Raw genomic sequence first — 19,568 nt, 5'->3', positions numbered from 1 at the left:
CAAAATAGTTACGATTTCTATCTCGGTTTTATATATAATATGTTTATCTTGCATTAAACCAAATATGAACTATTAGTCGGTAATTTGATGTAAATACCAACGTATTTATCTTCTTTCCTACCCAAAATACAGCTTAAAGCTGTCTGCAAATAAATCATATTGGTTGAATGATTATTGATATAATTCGATAGGGGGCCTTATTTTTTGGTAGTGTGATGTAAGTAATTATATCAGTTAGTTATAATAGCAAATAGCTTAATAACAAGTCATTCATAATAGATTGCGTTGTAACTAATCCCTAACCAAATAAATCAAATCCCATGAAAAAAAATCTATGGAAGAATTTTGCCAGAAAAAGCATGTTTCTTGCGTATGGTAGCTGTTTCGTTTTTTTACCATTTGTGACCTTTTCTGCTGAAGCATTGCCAGGAAAAAGATCTCTCTTTTATAAGCCTCAACTTCAGGATATTGTTGTGAAAGGGCAGGTTAATGATGCCAAAGGGCCTATTCCAGGCGTAAGTGTTAAATTAAAGGGAGGAACCGCAGCTACGGTAACAGACGGTGCCGGTAAATTTAGTATCAAAGTTCCTGAAGATGCCACCTTGATCTTTAGCTACGTAGGTTACACAGATCAGGAAGTGCAGGTTAAAAATCAAACCAGTATTACCGTTCGTTTATTAGAAAACAATCAAAACTTATCAGAGGTGATTGTTGTAGGATATGGAACACAAAAGAAAGCTGTTGTTTCCGGAGCCGTAGCATCCGTAAAAGGTACGGAACTTGCCAAATCATCATCTGTAAACTTATCAAACTCATTAGCCGGGCGTTTACCTGGTGTAACTGCTTTGCAGGGCAGTGGTGAGCCAGGATATGATGGGTCTACCATCCGTATTCGGGGGATTAATTCATTAGGAAATAATAATGCGCTTATCGTTATTGATGGGATTCCTAACCGGGCTGGTGGAATTGAACGGATTAACCCCAATGATATCGAAAGTGTATCTGTTTTGAAAGATGCATCTGCAGCTATTTATGGTTCACAGGCTGCAAATGGGGTAATTCTCATTACCACCAGGTTAGGAAAATCAGGAAAGCCACAGTTTTCTTATGATTTTAGCTATGGTTTGCAACAACCTACACGGATTCCAAAAATGGCCAATTCCACACAATATGCTGAGATATTAAATGAACTGAATATTTTCGGCTCTGATCTTAACCCAAATGAATGGTCGGCTGCCTGGAATAGTTTTAAATCAACAGGTACTTATCAATCTCCTTCAGGAAAAACCATCAATGCAACTTACAAACCTGATGAAATTCGAAAATTTGGTGATGGTTCAGATCCTTTGCGTTATCCTAATACCGATTGGTTTGATACTACTTTTCAAAAATGGTCTCCGCAACAAAGGCATAACGTTCAGATTAACGGCGGTACAGAAAACGTGAAATACCTGGTTTCATTAGGTTATCTTAATCAGGATGGTTACTATAAAAATTCTGCTACAGGTTATAAGCAATATGATATGCGCTTTAACCTGGAAGCTAAATTAAATAAATACATCACTACGACATTAGGCGTAACCGCACGAGAGGAAAACCGAAACTTTCCAACGGTTAGTGCAGGTGATATCTTTAGGTTTTTAATGCGGGGTAGACCTACAGAAATTGCCGTATGGCCTAACGGATTGCCAGGCAGAGATATTGAGTATGGCTATAATCCGGTGGTGTCTACTACAGATTTAACAGGATACAACAAAGATGTAAGGGATTACTTTCAGACTACAGGAAAGGTAGAAATCAAAATACCTGGAGTGGATGGTTTAAAAGTAACCGGAACTGCTGCGATTGATAAATATTCAGGAAGACAGAAAAACTGGCAATTGCCATGGACCCTTTACGATTGGGACAAGAAAACATTTGAGGCTGATGGGGTAACTCCTGTTTTAACCGGATCGGTTCGTTCTCAATATACTGACCCCAGATTAAGGGAAACTGCAGGTGGCCAGCTCGCTACTAACTTAACTGGAATGATTAACTATGATAAGAAAATAGGCGAGCATACCATTGGTTTAATGGCGGGTACAACACGAGAACAAGTTGCGAACGATGGTTTTACAGCTTTCAGGAGATATTTTCTTTCCTCAGCCATTGAGCAGTTATTAGGCGGTGATGAAAAGGAGCAGTCGTTAGGGAATAATCCTGGCGATCCAAATAATTTGTACAATAGGGCTCGTTTAAGTTATTTTGGAAGAGCAGGATATAATTACAAAGAAAAATACCTGGCAGAATTTCTATGGCGTGTAGATGGTTCTTATATATTTCCAACTAACAGGCGATTTGGTTTCTTCCCTGGTGTATCAGTAGGTTGGCGTTTATCAGAAGAAGACTTTTTTAAAAACAATGTGAGCTTCATTAATAACTTAAAAATAAGGGCTTCGTATGGTCAAATGGGGGCTGAGGCTTACTTCGGCGATGCCCTGCAAGAATACCAGTATCTGAGTTTAATGAATTTTGGAAGTTATATTTTTAATGATGCAGTTACCAAATCTATTTATGAAGGCAAAGTCCCAAATCTAGACTTTGGATGGGAGGTTGCGAATAATACCAATATTGGTTTAGATGCGTCTTTTTTAGATAATAAATTAGCGTTGGAGTTTGACTATTTCTATAACAAAAGAACAAATATTTTAATTAGTCGAGGTAGCTCCGTTCCAGAAAGTTCGGGTATTACGGATCAGTTGCCTCCTGTTAATTTAGGGAAAGTAAATAATAAAGGTTTCGAATTTAAATTAAGTTACAATGATCAGGTAGGTGATTTAAATTTTGGTGTAAGTGTAAATGGCGGTTATGCCAAAAACAAAATTATTTTTTGGGATGAAACACCAGGTGCTCCGGAATGGCAACGCACGACTGGGAGAGTAACCAATGCCTGGTTGGTATATGATTATGACGGCGTATTTAGAGATCAGGCAGAAATTAATGCGAATACGCTTAATTATAGTGCATTAACTAATAATCTGCGCCCGGGCGATATGAAATTTAAAGATATTAACGGAGATGGAAAAATTAATGCTGATGATAAAATTCGTTTAGATAAGAATGGAACGCCTACGTTTACCGGTGGTTTTAATTTAAACCTTCAATATAAAGGTTTCGACTTATCGATGCTTATTCAGGGTGCTACAGGTGGGATGCAAATTGTAGGTGTAACGGAATCTGGTGATATAGGGAATTTCTTAGAATGGTCTTATCAAAACCGTTGGAGTATTGATAACCCAAGTTCAGTAGATCCACGCTTATCAAACAGAGGATCTAGCTATTATACAGATAGCAACAATGCTTTAAACAATACCTATTGGTTAAGAAGCAATAATTACATCAGGCTTAAAAATGTGGAGCTGGGTTATACTTTACCAAACAAGCTGGTCGAAAAAATTGGATTAAATGCCGTAAGGGTGTATGCCAATGGACTTAACCTGGCTACCCTTGACAAGGTTAAAGTTTGGGATCCTGAATCAACGAATTCAAGTGGACAGTATTATCCTCAGGCAAGGGTAATTAACATGGGTATTAAAGCCTCTTTTTAGTTATACTGTTTATCAATAATCATGAAAAATATGAAAGCAATAATTCAATATAAAACTTTATATATATTAGTTTTGATCACCTTTTTTGCAATGTCTTGTAAAAAAGATTTTATGGATGTAACTCCGCCAGATAAAATATCTGCTGATCTGGTATGGAAAGATCCGGCGCTTGCCCAGGCCTTTGTTAATGATATCTACAATGGTTTAAGTAATGGTGGCTTTTCTGAGCAAATGCTGGCATCGGTATCAGATGAGGCACTGTTTACACACCCCACCCGTGGTATTGATCTGGTTAATAATGCAACCATAAATCCTTCTACATTAGGTTGGGTAGATGATACCTGGGGGTATAAACAAATGTATAATCGGATCAGAGCCTGTAATATCACTATTGAAAGAATTACTGGTGGAGATAACGGATTGAGTAGCCAAAGTTTAAAAGATCAGTTATTGGGTGAAGCTTACTTTTTGAGGGCTTATTTTTACCAACAACTATTACGTTATTATGGTTCTGTAGCCATTATTACAAAAACCTACGGTTTGAGTGATGATTTCAATGTTAAACGTAATACCTATGAAGAGTGTGTTAACTTCATTGTTAAGGATTGTGATGAAGCCAGTAAATTACTGACTGGAAAAACATTGGATAAGGGCCGTACAAATGCTTTAGCTGCTCTTGCGTTAAAATCCAGGGTATTAATCTATGCGGCAAGCGACCTTCATGACCGGGCAAAGATTACAGCAAAAATTAGTGGAATACCGGCCCAGAAATTAGATTTTCTATCCTATGCATCAGGTAATCAAACAGAGCGTTATCGTTTGGCACAAACAGCTGCCAAAGCAGTGTTGGATGCGGGTACAGGTTACAAACTAACACTTTCTGCACCGGCTACTGACGGACAGTTAAACTTTAAAAGTATTGCCATGGGTGGTGGTAGTAAGGCACCAGGTATTGATGCCTCTGCCGCTTCCGAGTTAATTTTTGGAAGGTATTTTATCACCTTGAGTAATAACAGGCATGCACAGCAGAATGGGCCTAACGGTTACCACAACTGGGCGGGCAATACCCCAATTGGTTTGTTGGTTGATGATTACGAAATGAGTGATGGAAGTAAATTTAGCTGGAACAATGCTGCACAAAAAGCAAACCCTTATCAAAATAGAGATCCACGCTTTTATGCCACAATCTTATATGATGGTGCTGGCTGGAAACCACGTGATAAAGCATCAGGTAATGTAGATCCGGCAAATCAGATTCAAACTGGCGTATACGATTTATTGAGTAATGGTAGTGTAACCGATTTTAAGGGTTTAGATACCAGAGCGAGTTCAATTGAAAACTGGAACGGTAGCTGGACGGGTTATTATTACCATAAATTTATTGATCCGGATCCAAACATTGTAGATGCATCTGCTCCTCAAACCATTCCATGGCCATTTTTCAGGTACACCGAAGCTGTATTTAATTATATTGAGGCTAGTATTGAACTTGGTGAACTAACCAATGCTACTACTTGGTTAAATAGAATCCGTTTTAGGGCTGGAATGCCTGCTGTAACCGCAACAAGTCAGGCAGATTTAAGAACGGCTTACCGTCATGAGCGCCGTATTGAAATGGCTTACGAGGAACAACGCTATCATGATACCCGCCGATGGTTAATTGCAGAAGAAACATTGGGTAGAAAAGTTACCTATATTAAAGTTACCGGCAAATTTAAGGCAGGTAAAACCATGTCTGCTCCTTACCATTATGATGCTACGGTATACGATTACGCTTATACTCCAATTACAGAAAATGCGCAGGAAAACCGCAGTTGGGACAATAAACTTTATTTCAGGCCATTTAGCCGCGATGAGGTAAATAAAAATAATTTACTTGAGCAAAATCCGGGATACTAGGAGTGTGATCTAAAATTTGACCCGATGGATGGTGTAATGCTATCCATCGGGTTTTTTGTTTGGGAAGGTGAAAAGGTTAGTGGTTTAGCGGATTAGGTATTTAGGCGGTAAGTTGGTGATTTGGTAAGAAGGCAAAATGGTTAGGAGTTTAGAGGGTTAGGCGTTTAGGTTTATAGGGGAGAGTTGTTAAGGTAGCGATCTGTATTAAATTAGTAATTAATACCGTTATTTGAATTTACATAATTAGAGATTTAATTGCCCGTCTCACTCATATTTACCTCACCTATTCTAAACTTATCCAACAACTCATCAGCTTTTCGCCTCACCAACTTACCAAATAATCCATCTTAAGTATTTATCTATTCCTATTATTAATTTTCAAAGCTTAATTTTGCAGATAAACTCTTTTAAGTGGCAAATTCAGATTCCAACTCCGTAATCGTTAAACAAGATCCATTCGCAGCGTTGCGGTATAAAGAATTTCGTTCCTTTTTAGGGATGAGGTTTTTCTTTACCCTTGCTTATCAAATGCAGGCGGTAGTGATCGGATATCATATTTATGATTTAACCCATGATCCGTTAAAGTTGGGGTTGGTTGGGTTATGCGAAGCCATACCGGCTATAGGAATAGCACTTTACGGTGGTTACATCGCAGATAAAAGTGAAAAGCGTGGCTTACTGATTAAAATATTCTCTGGCGTTTGGCTTGCATCGGTTTTAATGTTGATTATTACCAGCCAATACCTTCACCTTAAAGAGGATTTGATTGTGCTCGTGATGTATGGTCTTGTATTCTGCATTGGTATTGCACGAGGTTTTTTTGGCCCGGCAACATTTTCATTAATGGCGGAAATTGTACCTAAGAAATTGTACCCCAATTCAAGTACCTGGAGCAGTAGTACCTGGCAGTTAGCCACTATTATTGGTCCGTTAACAGGAGGTTTGGTTAATTGGTTATGGGGTATTACGGCTGCATATAGTGTAATTGTTATCCTGGTTTCTATCTCCTTAATTTGCATCTTCACATTAAAAAAACATCCTTCAAAATATATTCCAAAGGAAAATATTTTTCATAGTTTAAAAGAGGGAATCCAATTTGTGTTTAAAACCAAGATGATGGTTTGGGCGATGAGTCTTGATCTTTTCTCTGTGTTTTTTGGTGGTGCAGTAGCCCTGTTACCGATTTTTGCTAAAGATGTATTTCATTTAGGATCATTTGGTCTGGGGATGATGCGTGGTGCGGCATCTTCAGGGGCAGTAATTACCATGCTTCTGATGACCAGATTTTCGCCTATGGGAAAACCCTGGCGTAATTTGTTGATTGCTGTTACCGGATTTGGCCTCAGCATTATTTGTTACGGACTTTCAAGAAACTTCTACTTAACACTCTTTTTCTTGTTTTTAGAAGGCTCATTTGATAGCGTAAGCGTAATCATCCGTCAAACCATTATGCAGTTACTTACACCTGATGAGATGCGTGGAAGGGTTTCTGCGGTAAACAGTATGTTTATTGGTTCATCTAATGAAATTGGTGAATTTGAATCTGGTTTGTCAGCCAAGTTATTAACGCTGGTTCCTGCAGTTGTTTTTGGTGGCAGCATGACGATTGGAATCGCATTTATCACGTGGTTAAAAACGAAATCATTAACGAAGTTGAGTTTGCAGGATATTAATGAACAAACTGCAAATGCAGCTTAGTTTTTGAAAGACTGTATTATATCAAGACTTGTAATGTTGAGGGATAATTTATTTCATAAAAATCAATGTACGTTATGTTTTTATAATTAATTGACTTTTGGTTGTTTTGATAATCACGTCAATGGTAGTTACCTTAACTAATTCATGCCATATTTAATGAAATCCAATAATTATATTAGGGTATTTTGATCCATTTCCGTCATTGCGAGGTAAGAAGCAATCTTAATGCTATCGCTAGAGACAACTGATACCATGCTGAAGCACGAAGTATCTGCAAGCTATAAAATTTTGAACGATCAATTATCGAATGACATCATATCCGAGGTTTCTAAAATTTCAATTTTATTTTGTCCTGGCCGGACGGGCTCATTTTCTTTTGGCACCAAAAGAAACAAAAGTGCCGTCTCGCAATTTTTCTGTGGAAGTCAGTAGGTGGGCTTGATCAGTGCCATCCCGAAAAATTGACCATGCCGGTCTAAGAGCAGAACGAGGAAACAGTGGTTTGGCCTTGTAGGGAGACTAAGGCAATTGCTATGACTTCTCGCTATGTTGAGGGATAATTTATTTCAGCAGTTACGTCAATGATAGCTTGTCGAAACACTATTAAAGACGTTTTTCATAAGTCCTTCAACAGGCTCGGTATAACATTTCAAATTAATAATACAGCCTCTTGAAATCAATCGCAAAAAAAAATTAAAACTTTCTGTTCTTGCCCCAAACTAAGTAAGCGATTGATCCTATGAAAGGAGCGAACAGGATGATAATAAACCAAAGTACTTTAACAGGAAAAAGCATATTGGTATTTCTTGATAAGTGATATAAGGTTATGATTATAAATGCCAACCACAGTATTGCGGCAATAATAATAATGATTGCAATCTGATTGCTTTCTATTTGTGCTAATAACATGTAATGAAGATTTATTAAACTTCAACAATCCTTTCGCCAATTTGTTGGCGCCACATGGCCTGGTATAAACCGTTTTGTGCAATTAGTTCTTCATGTTTGCCTTGTTCAATGATATGGCCTTTCTCTAAAACGTAAATCACATCAGCATGTTTAATGGTTGATAACCGGTGGGCAATTAGAATGGTAATGTGATCTGTTAAAATTGAAACTGAACGAATCGTTTTAGTAATTTCTTCTTCTGTAATAGAATCCAATGAAGAGGTGGCTTCATCAAATACCAAAATATCAGGTTGGCGTAATAATGCTCTGGCGATTGATAAACGTTGCTTTTCACCACCGGAAACCTTCACTCCACCTTCACCAATTAATGAATCCAATCCTTTATCTGCCCTGGCCAGTAAAGTTTGGCAAGCCGCCTGATTTAACACCTTAAAGCATTCTTCATCAGTTGCCGTTGGGTTAACAAAAAGTAAATTCTCTCTGATTGTACCTGAAAAAAGTTGAGTGTCTTGTGTTACAAAACCAATTTTTTCTCGCAGGGCATCTAAATCAATGTTATTGCTTGGTGTGCCATTATATAAAATTTCGCCATCTTTTGGCTGATAGAGGCCTACCAACAATTTAACTAAAGTTGTTTTGCCAGAACCTGATGGCCCAACAAAAGCAATGGTTTGTCCGTTAAAAGTTTTGAATGAAATATTTTCTAAAGCATTTCTGTTAGCCGTTTGATGTTTGAAACCAACATTACTGAAGGTTAAATCTTTAATCTTATGGATAGAAATGGGATTATCAGGTTTTTTATCAATAGGTGTACTTAAAATATTTTTGAAATTTCCTAAAGAAACTTCAGCTTCACGCCAGGCTAAAATTACATTTCCCAATTCCTGCAATGGCCCGAAGAGGAAGAAAGAGTAAAATAAGAAAGTTAAATATTGTCCGGCAGTAATGGCGTTATCGAAGATAAGTAATAATAAAACCAAAATCATGGTGCTTCTTACTAAGTTTACTGTGGTACCTTGTACGAAACTCATGCTCCGCACATATTTTACTTTCTTAAGTTCCAGTCCTAAAATTTTGTACGTGGTTTTGTTTAATCTTTCAATTTCCTGATCGGCCAAGCCTAAACTTTTTACCAGCTCGATGTTTCTCAAAGATTCTGTAGTAGAACCTGCAAGCGCTGTGGTTTCGCCAACAATAGAGCGTTGAATGGTTTTAATTTTCCGACTTAAATACCAGCTTACAAAACTAATAATTGGAATGGCTGTAAAATAAACCAAAGTAACCTTATAACTGATGGAAACGGAATAAACGATTACAAAGATCATCCCGATTAAGCTTACAAATAAGATACTGATGAAAGATGTGATAAACTTTTCAGAATCTAAGCGGACTTTCTGTAAAATCCCCAGTGTTTCACCACTTCGCTGATCTTCAAAAACCTGGTAAGGCAGTTTCAAAGAATGCTGCAAACCATCGGCATACATTTTTGCGCCAACTTTTTGTACGATTACACTGGTAAAGTAATCCTGAAAGTTTTTGGCAATACGCGAAACCATAGCTGCCCCAATGGCTAAACCAATTAAGCCCAGTGAGCCCCAAAGGTATTGGGCATAGGTTAATTTATCTTTTTGGTTGATGAAGCGATCTAAAATTCTTCCGGTGATATATGGATCTAAAAGTGAAAAGCCAATATTGAAACCCGCCAGCAATAAAGCCAAAGTCACAATCCACTTGTGGTTTTTCAGGTAGTCTAATAATAATCCCATTAAAGTTTTGTTGTTTATTGTACAAACATAAAAAAAGGGAACGGATTAAAATCCATTCCCTTTTTTTATGACTTTTTAGAAAGATACAGGGTATCTTTCAATAACTAAAATCCGTATCTCAAACCGATTTGTGCTTGCCAAGGGTTACCTGATGGCGTTACAATACCAGTGTTGTTTACGCGGTAATTGTAATTAGAAGTTGCAGCGTCAAAGCCGGTAACAGCATATAATGCCTGCGTACCTAGAGTTTCTGTAATACCCCAGGTTTTCTTAAATAAATTGGCTACGTTAAACAAATCGCCAGAAATTTCAATGCTTTGTTTTTTACCGCGTCCGAATTTAATCTGATAAGCTAATCTTAAATCAATTGTGCCATAGAAACCATTTATACCGCCATTACGCTCAGCAAATGTACCTTCGTACTTAGTGATATAATCTTTCAAACTTTGGCTTGCAGCACCATTATCTAATAAGGTTTGTAAACCTGTTCTAAGTGCCGCAGGTACATTTGTATTTGATCTGTTAAAGATGTAAGCCAAATCGTTTGTTGCTACGAAATCACCATTGGTATTTCCACCAGATAGTAAACTATATCTTGTGCCGCCAATGCCCGAATAGCGAATACCGGCTTTAATTCCATAAAATGATGGTAAGGTTCCATAAACTACCACTTTGTTTCTAAATTGACCATTTGAATAAGTCATGTTGTTCAAATTTCTCGGATCATCTATAACTGGTAATGATAATGTAGCTGAGTTGGCCACATTACCATTGTATGATGTGTTATCTTTTGTATCATTCCAGGTAAAACTGGCCGAAATCTCTCCGTCTTTAAAGTATCTCCAGGTTCCATCTACAACAACCGCAAATTGATTTACCTTCCCTTTACTGTTCATTTCCAATACTCTACCAAACTGATTAGTTAAACGACCTCTTTTCCAATCGGTAGTTCCATTACCAGTGATGATACTGTTTGCAGGTACATAAACTCCCCTGTTTCCTTCATTTGATAATCTGAAAAAAGGATCGGCAACCATATTTCTGTCTACATACATATAATTATTCCGTGCCAATGTTGCATAACCCGTAATACCAACTCTTATTCTATCATTTATTAATTTGTTATAAGATAAGTTTGCTTTATATACTACTGGTATTTTAGCATCGTCAGCATAAGTATTAATAGTAGGGATTTGTTGTGCTGGTAGCGTTGGTGCTGAAGCAGTTCCGTTTCTGTAGCCAATAAAGTTAGGAGTAGGCACTCCTGTACCTGTAACATCAACAGTTGCAAAATGTTTACCATCAAATGTTAAGTTATTAATGGTTACATAATTGTTTACATCTGAGCCAAAAATTCCGGCGCCTAGACGAACGTAATCGGTATGGTTTTCGTTCACATCCCAATTAAACTGGATACGTGGTTGAATCAAAAATTGCTTTAATTTGTGATCTGTTCTTACACCGATGGCATCAAATAATTGCTGATTTAATGGTGACGTTGGGTACTTGCTATAATCCAAGCGTAAACCACCCGTAAAATCTAAACCTTTACCCAGTTTAGTTTGCATTTGGCCATAAATTGCAGTATTCCATAACTTGCCAACAACAGTTGGATCAGCAACTAAAGGAACTTCTCTATAATAACTGATTGGTATTAAATTATCGAAATTTTGTAGAGCAGTTGGATCGTTTGTTCCTGTACCTGATCTGTTAAAAGTAAAACGACCATTTACTTCACTGCCATACAATGATTTTGCATGGGTGTACATGATATCTACACCAAAAGTGTATTTAATTTTATCTGTGTTATAGTAAAAATTATCTACCAATTGCAACACATTATTGGTAAAACCTTCTTGTCCGAAGCGGTGTCCACCAATTTGAACAGCTGTTAATAAACTGCCAGTTGGGGTAGTAGATTGTAAGTTAGAAACAACCGCTCTTGGGATGGCAAAACCTAATTCGTCATTTTGCGTACTGGCTTGGTAGGTGTACAAATGCTGCAACTTTAATTCATTGGTAACTTTGCTGCTGATGGTAGAACGTAACGTAGCCAATAAGCTATTATCCACGTTTTTATCATTTCCATAACTTTCATAAAAGTTGATGGCCGTATTGTCAGCTAATCCCAATGGGTTTCTATCGTTGGTATAATTATCCCTAACCGTTAATAAATTTTTATCATCAATTTGCCAATCTAAACGAAGGAAACCGGCATCAGTTCCTCTTTTTTTATCAAAAGAACCATACTGAGGCGTATTGGCTACACCATATTTGTTTCTGGCAACAGCTAAAAAATTATTTAATGTGGTGTTCGTAATGTTGAAACGGGCTACATCCGCATCCGAGTTAATATCAGCAATAATTAATGGGCGAGAATCTCTCTGATGATCCCAAGCGGCAAAGTAATGTAATTTATCTTTTATGATTGGACCACCTAAGCTAAAACCATATTGGTAAGTAGAGAAATCGTTAACTCTTTTATTCCCTCTGATGTCATATTTGCTTGCCAAGAAATCAGCCCGGTTATAAGCAAATGCACTACCTGTAATTTCGTTCGTTCCTGATTTTGTTACCGCACTGATGGTACCACCACCTGAACGACCTAAACTTACGTCGTATTGGTTAGTTACCACTTTAAACTCTCGTACACTTTCTATCGAGATGGAATATGGCGCACCACTACGGCTGGTTGTACTGCCCGCTGATGTAGGGTTTTTTGCCGTCATACCATCAATAGTAAAGTTAGTGGAAGAGCCTAACTGACCGGAGATTCCACCTGGACCAGATAATGGAGATAAATCTGTTAAGCTGGAGAAATTACGTCCGTTTACTGGTAGTAAGTTCATTGTTTTTGATGAAATCTCTGTAGATGCCCCAAATTGCTGCACTTTATTTCTTAATGAAGACCCGTTAACTTCTACTCCACCTAAGTTTTGGGAAGTTTCTTGCATGTTAATGGCTACTGATACTGCATCGCCCTGGTTAAGCATAAAGCCTGTTCTATTTTGTTCAGAATAGCCAATGTAAGCTGCCTTAACGGTATAAGGACCACCTAAAGGCAATTCTTTAAAAGTGTATTCTCCTTGAGCATTAGTAGATGTTCTGGTGGTAAAACCAGTTGAGTTGTTTTTAATCTGTACGGAAACACCTGGAATGGGTTTCTTTAGATCATCCGTTACAATTCCTGAAATTGATGCTTGTGTGGTTTGTGCCATGGCCGAATTGGTGGCATAGCATAAAAACAGCATCACTGCAATAAGTAAATTTTTCATCATGATTAGTTCTGATTTTTTATGATGCAAAGGTGTTATTGTAGTGTTAAGCCGATTTAGGTTTTATGTTATGAAATGGTTTAGAAATTGTTCAATTTTTGAATAGATGTTAAATTAAAGATTTCTGATTGATTAATATTTTAGTTGAGGTTTACGGATATGTAGGAGGATATTTCGGTGGGTGTATCAAGAATGGGTGGTTGGATATTTCGGTTGGTGAGACACCAACCGATAGGGGAAGCAACATAAGCTATGCAGTAAGCCGTATCATACAGTAATAAAGTAGGTTTTATCGGCTGGTGAGACTCCAACGGATAGGTAAATGACTTAACATAATACAAGGCTTTGTCCCGCAGATCAGAGCAAATTTCGCAGATTTTGCTACTTGCTTCTGCGAAAATCTCCTGAGTCTGCGGGATGAATATTTCAGGAATAGTTATTATCTTTTTAAAACTAAAAGCAGCCAATAAACTAATATTGGCTGCTTTGTTAGCAATGTCGTCATGCTGAATTTATTTCAGCATCTTTTTGTTGCGACTTATATAAGATGTTTTTGTTAATAAGGCCCTGAAATAAATTCAGGGTGACGATCGTTCATGACCAGTGTGCAAAAATTAGGAAGAGATTTATTTATTCTTCAATATTTCAACTTTCTCATGTTCACTTGCTAACAATCTTCTCTCTATCGGTTGGTGTCCCACTAACCGAAACCTAATCAATCATACAACACCCAGTCTCAATTAATCTCTAAAATGAGTAAGTATTTTAAAATTATCAATCCCGGTTTCATAAAAACTAGCACTACTCCAAATATAATCTTCTACTGATTCGCATAGATTCCATTTCTCCTTAGTTGGATTTTCATGTATATAATCTAATTTCTGAATTAATATACCTTCAGAACTTAAGGGGATAGCCAAAGGGTCTCGTTTCCAAAACTGATAGCTACGATCTTCTTTTATTGATCTATATTTCTCAAGTAAATTTGGTGAATGAGTTATTAAATGTTTTCTAAATTGATGGGCGGTAAATTTTGTGAAACTTGCCGCAGGACTTTCTTTCCCATTTAGCTTTAACATATTCCAGATGAGATGAATATGATTAGGCATAATAACATAGCCATAAATCTCTATTAATTTCTGTTGAGTTAGATACTGAAGAGAATTAATAACAATCATCTTAAAATGATCATCTGCCAATAAGTGATCAAAATGGCATATAGTGTCTGTGTAGAAATATGGATAATTATAATCCATTTGTCCCTGTCTTTTGTGAAATATACTCATAATATTTTTTTAGGTTGCAGGGACGATAAAAGCAATATAGGATTTTTCAGGTTAATATTTTGGTTGGTGAGACACCAACCAATAGGGAAAAAATGTCGTCATGCTGAATTTATTTCAGCATCTTTTTGTTGCGACTTATATAAGATGTTTTTAATAAGGCCCTGAAATAAATTCAGGGTGACGATCGTTTATGACCAGTGTGCAAAAGTCAACATGGATTAAATGCACATTACTTCATCTCAGCAGTATACCTTATCGCTAAACTTCTAATATTTCGGTTGGTGAGACACCAACCGATAGGAATGATACGGGTATGGGGAACTCTTCCTCCCAGTCAACAGGAGCATCTCTTTAATATTTCGGTTGGCGAGACACCAACCGAAAGGGAAAAGTTTAATCTATTGGTTGGTGTCTCACCAACCAAAACAAAATGACTTAACAAAATGCAAGGCTTTGTCCCGCAGATCAAACCAAATTTCGCAGATTTTGCTACTTGCTTCTGCGGAAATTTCCTGAATCTGCGGGATAAATACCTCAGCAATAGTTATGCTCTTTTTAAAACAAAAAGCAGCCAATAAACTAATATTGGCTGCTTTTTCGCAATGTTGTCATGTTGAATTTATTTCAGCATCTTTTTGTTGCGACTTATACAAGTAGTTTTTGTTTGTTAATAGGCCCAAAAATAAATTCAGGGTGACTACCGTTCATGAACAGTGTAAAAAAAGTTTTCATTAACTAAAGGCATATTACTTTTTCTCAGCAGCATATTTATCGCTAAACTTCTTATCCAGTTGCTTGTGCAAATTATCTAGATTAATATCTCTGCCCTGAATAAAAGCTTGCTCTACTTTGTTTGTTCTCATATCCAAAGCATCGCCAGCAGAAATAAAGAAAGTAGCATCTTTTCCTGTTTCGATACTTCCAGTAGTTTTATCAACCCCCATTACCTTTGCGGCGTTTAAGGTAATGGTAGATAATGCCTTTTCTTTATCCAGTCCCCAGGCGGTAACCGTACCAGCCATGAAAGGCAGGTTGCGTTGTTGCCAGTAACCATCGATGCTTAAAGCTACATTTAAACCTGCGTTAGCCAAAATGGCTGCATTTTTATATGGCATGTTTACATCATCATCATTGTTGTTTGGTAGGGCATGCGGTTGTTTAACCACTAAACTGATGTTATTCTCTTTTAAGAAATCGATAATCAGATAGGCTTCATCAGCACCTGTGATTACGGGTGTAATGCCGTATTTCTTGGCAAAGTTTACTGCCGCTACAATATCCTTCTGACTATCAGCCGTGATAAATAATTTTTCCTCACCAGAAAAAACCCTTCTCATGGCTTCGAAACGAGTATTAATTACTTCAGGCTTACCCATGTCTGCATAAGCCTTTGCTTCAGCGAAGAAAGAATTTAACTGATTAATGGAATTTGCCGTTCTTTCTGCCAGTGCTTCAGGCGACATTTGCGGTCTGCCGAAGCCACCAAAACCACCTCTAAAACGTGGCGTAACTGGCCAGGTCATGTGCATGGCATCATCTTTTCTCAGGGCTGCATCCTCCCAGTTCCAGGCATCTAATTGTACTACGGATGAACTTCCAGAAATGATTCCGCCTTGCGGAGTGGGTTGCGCCATTAAAACACCATTGCTCCTTAAAGTTGCAGGCACTTTAGAATCGGTATTGTATGCCACAATAGCGCGGATGTGTGAATTGAAATCTCCTATTTCCTGAAAATCAAGGGTTGCTTTCACAGCTTCAATTTCTGTTAATCCTAAATTGGTGGTAGCAGCTATAAAACCGGGATATATATGTTTTCCAGTGGCAGAAATCTTAGTGACATCACCTTGTGGTATTTGCCCGTTGGCTGCAACAGAAACAATTTTTCCGTTACTAAAAATAATGGTTCCATTTTCGATGACGGTTCCATTGCCAACATGTACAGTTGCACCTGAAATAGTAATGGTTTTGCTTTGTTTTTTAGCTGGCGAAATGTTTGCCTGCGCAAAACACATCAGGCTTGTAGCCGAAAAAGTCAGACTTAATAAATAGGTTTTCATATTAGTGTGCATGTTCGTTCTCGGTTAGTTCTGCTGAATAATTTTCTAATGTTTCGCAATTGTATAAGCGTGGGGCATCACCTGTAGGGCGTTGCATTTTTCCGCCTTTACTTTTACTTTCCAGCATTTTCTGGATTAAACGTGCTTTTTCAGACTGTTGAGATTTAATGATCTGTGCATCTTTTTCAATGTCCCAGTAAGCAATCCCATCTACAAAGGTTTTTTCTGCTTTGGCATAAATAGAAAGTGGATTAGCCGTCCAGATCACCACATCTGCATCTTTGCCTACCTTTAAGCTGCCTACTTGATCATCAATATGAAGCATTTTTGCCGGGTTCAAGGTCACAAATTTCAAAGCATCTTCTTCCGGAACGTTACCGTATAAAACTGATTTTCCGGCTTCCTGATTTAAGTGACGTGCCATCTCTGCATCATCAGAGTTGAAAGCCGTGGTTACACCAACATTGTGCATAATTTTTCCATTGTAAGGAATAGCTTCTGCAACCTCATTTTTATAAGCCCACCAATCTGAGAAAGTAGAGCCTGCAATACCATGTGCCTTCATTTTGTCGGCCACTTTGTAACCTTCCAAAATATGCGTAAACGTGTTGATTTTGAATCCTAAACTATCGGCAACATGAATTAACATATTAATTTCGCTTTGTACGTAAGAGTGACAGGTAATAAAACGTTTGTTGTTCAATATTTCTACAATCGCATCCAATTCCAAATCTCTGCGAACGCTATTGCCTTTAACCGACATTGCTTTTGCGTACTCTTTAGCTCGGGTAAATTCATCAACGAAAGTTTGTTCTACACCCATCCGCGTAACCGGGAAACGGGCACCTGTACCGAAGTTACTTTGCTTTACGTTTTCACCCAAAGCGAACTTGATGAAGCCATCAGCACCGGCAAATTTTAATTCTTCAGGTGATTTACCCCAGCGAAGTTTAATTAATTGTGATTGACCACCAATCGGGTTTGCCGAGCCATGTAAAATATGTGAAGTGGTTACACCACCAGCCAGCTGGCGATAAATATTTACATCTTCAGAGTTGATGATGTCGGCAATGCGAACTTCTGCAGATACCGATTGGGCGCCTTCATTAATCCCGCCACTGCCAGCAATGTGTGAGTGTTCATCAATAATGCCCGCCGTGATGTGTTTGCCTGTGGCATCGATTACTTTTGCACCACCAGCAGAAAGATTTTTACCTACTGCCTTGATTTTTCCGTTTTCTAAAAGTACATCGGCATTTTGAAGAATACCGTCTTTTTCATTGGTCCAAACGGTACCATTCTTAATTAAAACAGTTTCTTGTTTAGGCAATGCTGTAGCACCAAAGGCTCCAAAAGGATAAATTACCGAACCGACAGCAAGGCTTGGTTTAGGCTCATCTTTCTTTGGCATCTCTTTGCCCGCCTCTTTATAAGTAGCCGTAAATTTCCCTGTTGATCCATCAGCCAATGCAGATTCACCTTTAATAGTAATTGGATTTGCAGAAGTAATGTATCCACTTAAACGAACATCGCCTTTAGGATTTTTCTTTAAATTGAAATTGATGCTGACCCAATCGCCATTTCTAGTGAAAGTGGCTGTAGTTTTAACACTGTCTGTACCAATTCTCTCTATGGCTGCGGTTGATCCACCGCCAGTTCCGGTTATTTTTAAGGTTAAGGCACCCACGCCATCAACATTCAGATTATAAGTTCCACGAACATCACTTACATCCATTTTATTCACAATAAAACGTTTGCCCTGTACCCAGTTTTCAAATATGATGTTTCCGTTTTTGAAAAGGTTATCTGATGAGATTAAAAAGTTGGCCACTTTGCCTTTTTCTAATGAGCCAACTTTATCGTTGATGCCTAAAAGTTCGGCAGGAACAGTGGTTACCGCTAGTAGCGCTTGTTTTTCAGTTAAGCCATTTTCTATCGCTGTGCGGATATTCGCCCAGAAATCACGGCTGTTTTCTAATCCAAATGCGGTTAAGGCAAATTTAACGCCCGCTTTTTCTAAAGCTGCCGGGTTAGTAGGTGCCAGTTCCCAGCCTTTCATTTGAGATAAAGTTAAATTTCTGGCTTCAGCAGGATCTTCCACATCATAAGCTTTAGGGAAAGCCAGTGGGATAATTAAACTTGCACCTGTTGCTTTTACCTCATTAATGCGTTGATATTCGTCTCCTCCGGATTTAATGATGTACTTTTTGCCAAATTCTTTTCCAATTTTATCTGCTCTTAGTACGTTTGCCCAACCATCTACCTCAAATAATTGTGGAAGGGTTTGCTGTTTAGCGAACTCATCTAAAGAAATGTTGTATTCTTCTTTTTGCTTGCTGTACCACTGCGAATCATAATAGGTTTGGCGCAGTAATGCAATTGAACCCATTAAAGAAGTTGGGTAATCATTTGATGATGTTCCTTTATTGAAAGAATAATTTGCTGCGGTTTGATCTTTTAAAATTAAGCTGTTGTCTGCATCTTCATTTAAGGTTACGGCTGCAGAAACACCTCTGGCAATCCCATCACGGTTGATGACGTTAACACTGCCGAAGCCTACTTTGCGTAATTCATCAGCCTTTTTGCTGTCAGCAGAAAAAACATTCTTAACATAAGTTTCAGGCCTGATGGCTTCATTCCATCCATAAGCCCCTTTTTTAGTCGAAACAAATATAGATTGTCGCTGTCCGCCGAAACCGCGAGCCTGGGCAGGTGCTTCTGTAATGCCATAGCTTGAAAAGGCATCAATTAATGAAGGATAAATAAATTTTCCTTTCAAATCTACAATCACGTATCCTTTTGGCACTGATAATCCGGCGCCTACAGCCTGAATGGTTTGGCCTTTAATTAAAAGTGTAGCATTTGTTAAAGTTTGGTTGGCATTAACTACGATTGTTGCGTTGGTAAAGGCAAACATTCCAGGCCTGGTATCGTATGAACCATTTACGGGAAAGGAGGTTTGCTGTGCAAATACGAATGTAGTAGAAAATACCAGCCCAATGGCGAGTAAAATTTTCTTCATAATAGTTTAGTTGGTTTATTTTGTTTAAAACTAATATAAATAAGCGTTGATTATGTTCAATAACCTATT

At 37.9% G+C, this 19,568-nt stretch carries 9 protein-coding genes; 3 read left to right on the top strand and 6 right to left on the bottom strand.

All coding sequences use genetic code 11. From position 1 onward, the window contains the following. Positions 1 to 320 precede the first annotated feature (320 nt). The 3 genes from AN34_RS16515 to AN34_RS16505 all read left to right on the top strand — a co-directional run bounded on the left by AN34_RS16515 (position 321) and on the right by AN34_RS16505 (position 7,184). On the top strand, positions 321 to 3,587 hold the full coding sequence (locus AN34_RS16515; protein ID WP_082468445.1) for a TonB-dependent receptor: 3,267 nt from the start codon (positions 321 to 323) through the stop codon (positions 3,585 to 3,587). A gap of 30 nt (positions 3,588 to 3,617) precedes the next feature. Next, positions 3,618 to 5,486, top strand: a complete 1,869-nt coding sequence (locus AN34_RS16510) for a RagB/SusD family nutrient uptake outer membrane protein (protein WP_029287141.1) — start codon at positions 3,618 to 3,620, stop codon at positions 5,484 to 5,486. Between the two features lie 411 nt (positions 5,487 to 5,897). Continuing rightward, positions 5,898 to 7,184 (top strand): MFS transporter, encoded by a 1,287-nt coding sequence (locus AN34_RS16505; RefSeq protein WP_029287139.1) that lies wholly within the window; start codon positions 5,898 to 5,900, stop codon positions 7,182 to 7,184. A 693-nt stretch (positions 7,185 to 7,877) separates the two neighbouring features. Here AN34_RS16505 and AN34_RS22020 read toward each other — a convergent pair. From AN34_RS22020 to AN34_RS16475, 6 genes are all read right to left on the bottom strand, one after another. Continuing rightward, on the bottom strand, positions 7,878 to 8,093 hold the full coding sequence (locus AN34_RS22020) for a PLDc N-terminal domain-containing protein (RefSeq protein ID WP_029287137.1): 216 nt from the start codon (positions 8,091 to 8,093) through the stop codon (positions 7,878 to 7,880). A gap of 14 nt (positions 8,094 to 8,107) precedes the next feature. Continuing rightward, positions 8,108 to 9,859, bottom strand: a complete 1,752-nt coding sequence (locus AN34_RS16495) for an ABC transporter ATP-binding protein (RefSeq protein WP_029287135.1) — start codon at positions 9,857 to 9,859, stop codon at positions 8,108 to 8,110. 104 nt (positions 9,860 to 9,963) lie between these two features. Next, the gene (locus AN34_RS16490; protein ID WP_029287133.1) at positions 9,964 to 13,137 is read right to left on the bottom strand and encodes a TonB-dependent receptor; all 3,174 of its coding nucleotides are present in this window, start codon (positions 13,135 to 13,137) and stop codon (positions 9,964 to 9,966) included. A gap of 737 nt (positions 13,138 to 13,874) precedes the next feature. Beyond that, entirely contained in the window at positions 13,875 to 14,420 is a 546-nt protein-coding gene (locus AN34_RS16485; protein ID WP_082468444.1) for a transposase, read from the bottom strand. 746 nt (positions 14,421 to 15,166) lie between these two features. Continuing rightward, positions 15,167 to 16,477 (bottom strand): amidohydrolase family protein, encoded by a 1,311-nt coding sequence (locus tag AN34_RS16480; RefSeq protein ID WP_036677414.1) that lies wholly within the window; start codon positions 16,475 to 16,477, stop codon positions 15,167 to 15,169. Position 16,478: 1 nt separating this feature from the next. Then, entirely contained in the window at positions 16,479 to 19,499 is a 3,021-nt protein-coding gene (locus tag AN34_RS16475) for an amidohydrolase family protein (protein WP_029287127.1), read from the bottom strand. Positions 19,500 to 19,568 lie beyond the last annotated feature (69 nt).

This window comes from Pedobacter sp. R20-19 (genome assembly GCF_000708265.2).
Classification (GTDB): Bacteria; Bacteroidota; Bacteroidia; order Sphingobacteriales; family Sphingobacteriaceae; genus Pedobacter.
This window is presented reverse-complemented; position numbering and strand designations above follow the sequence as displayed.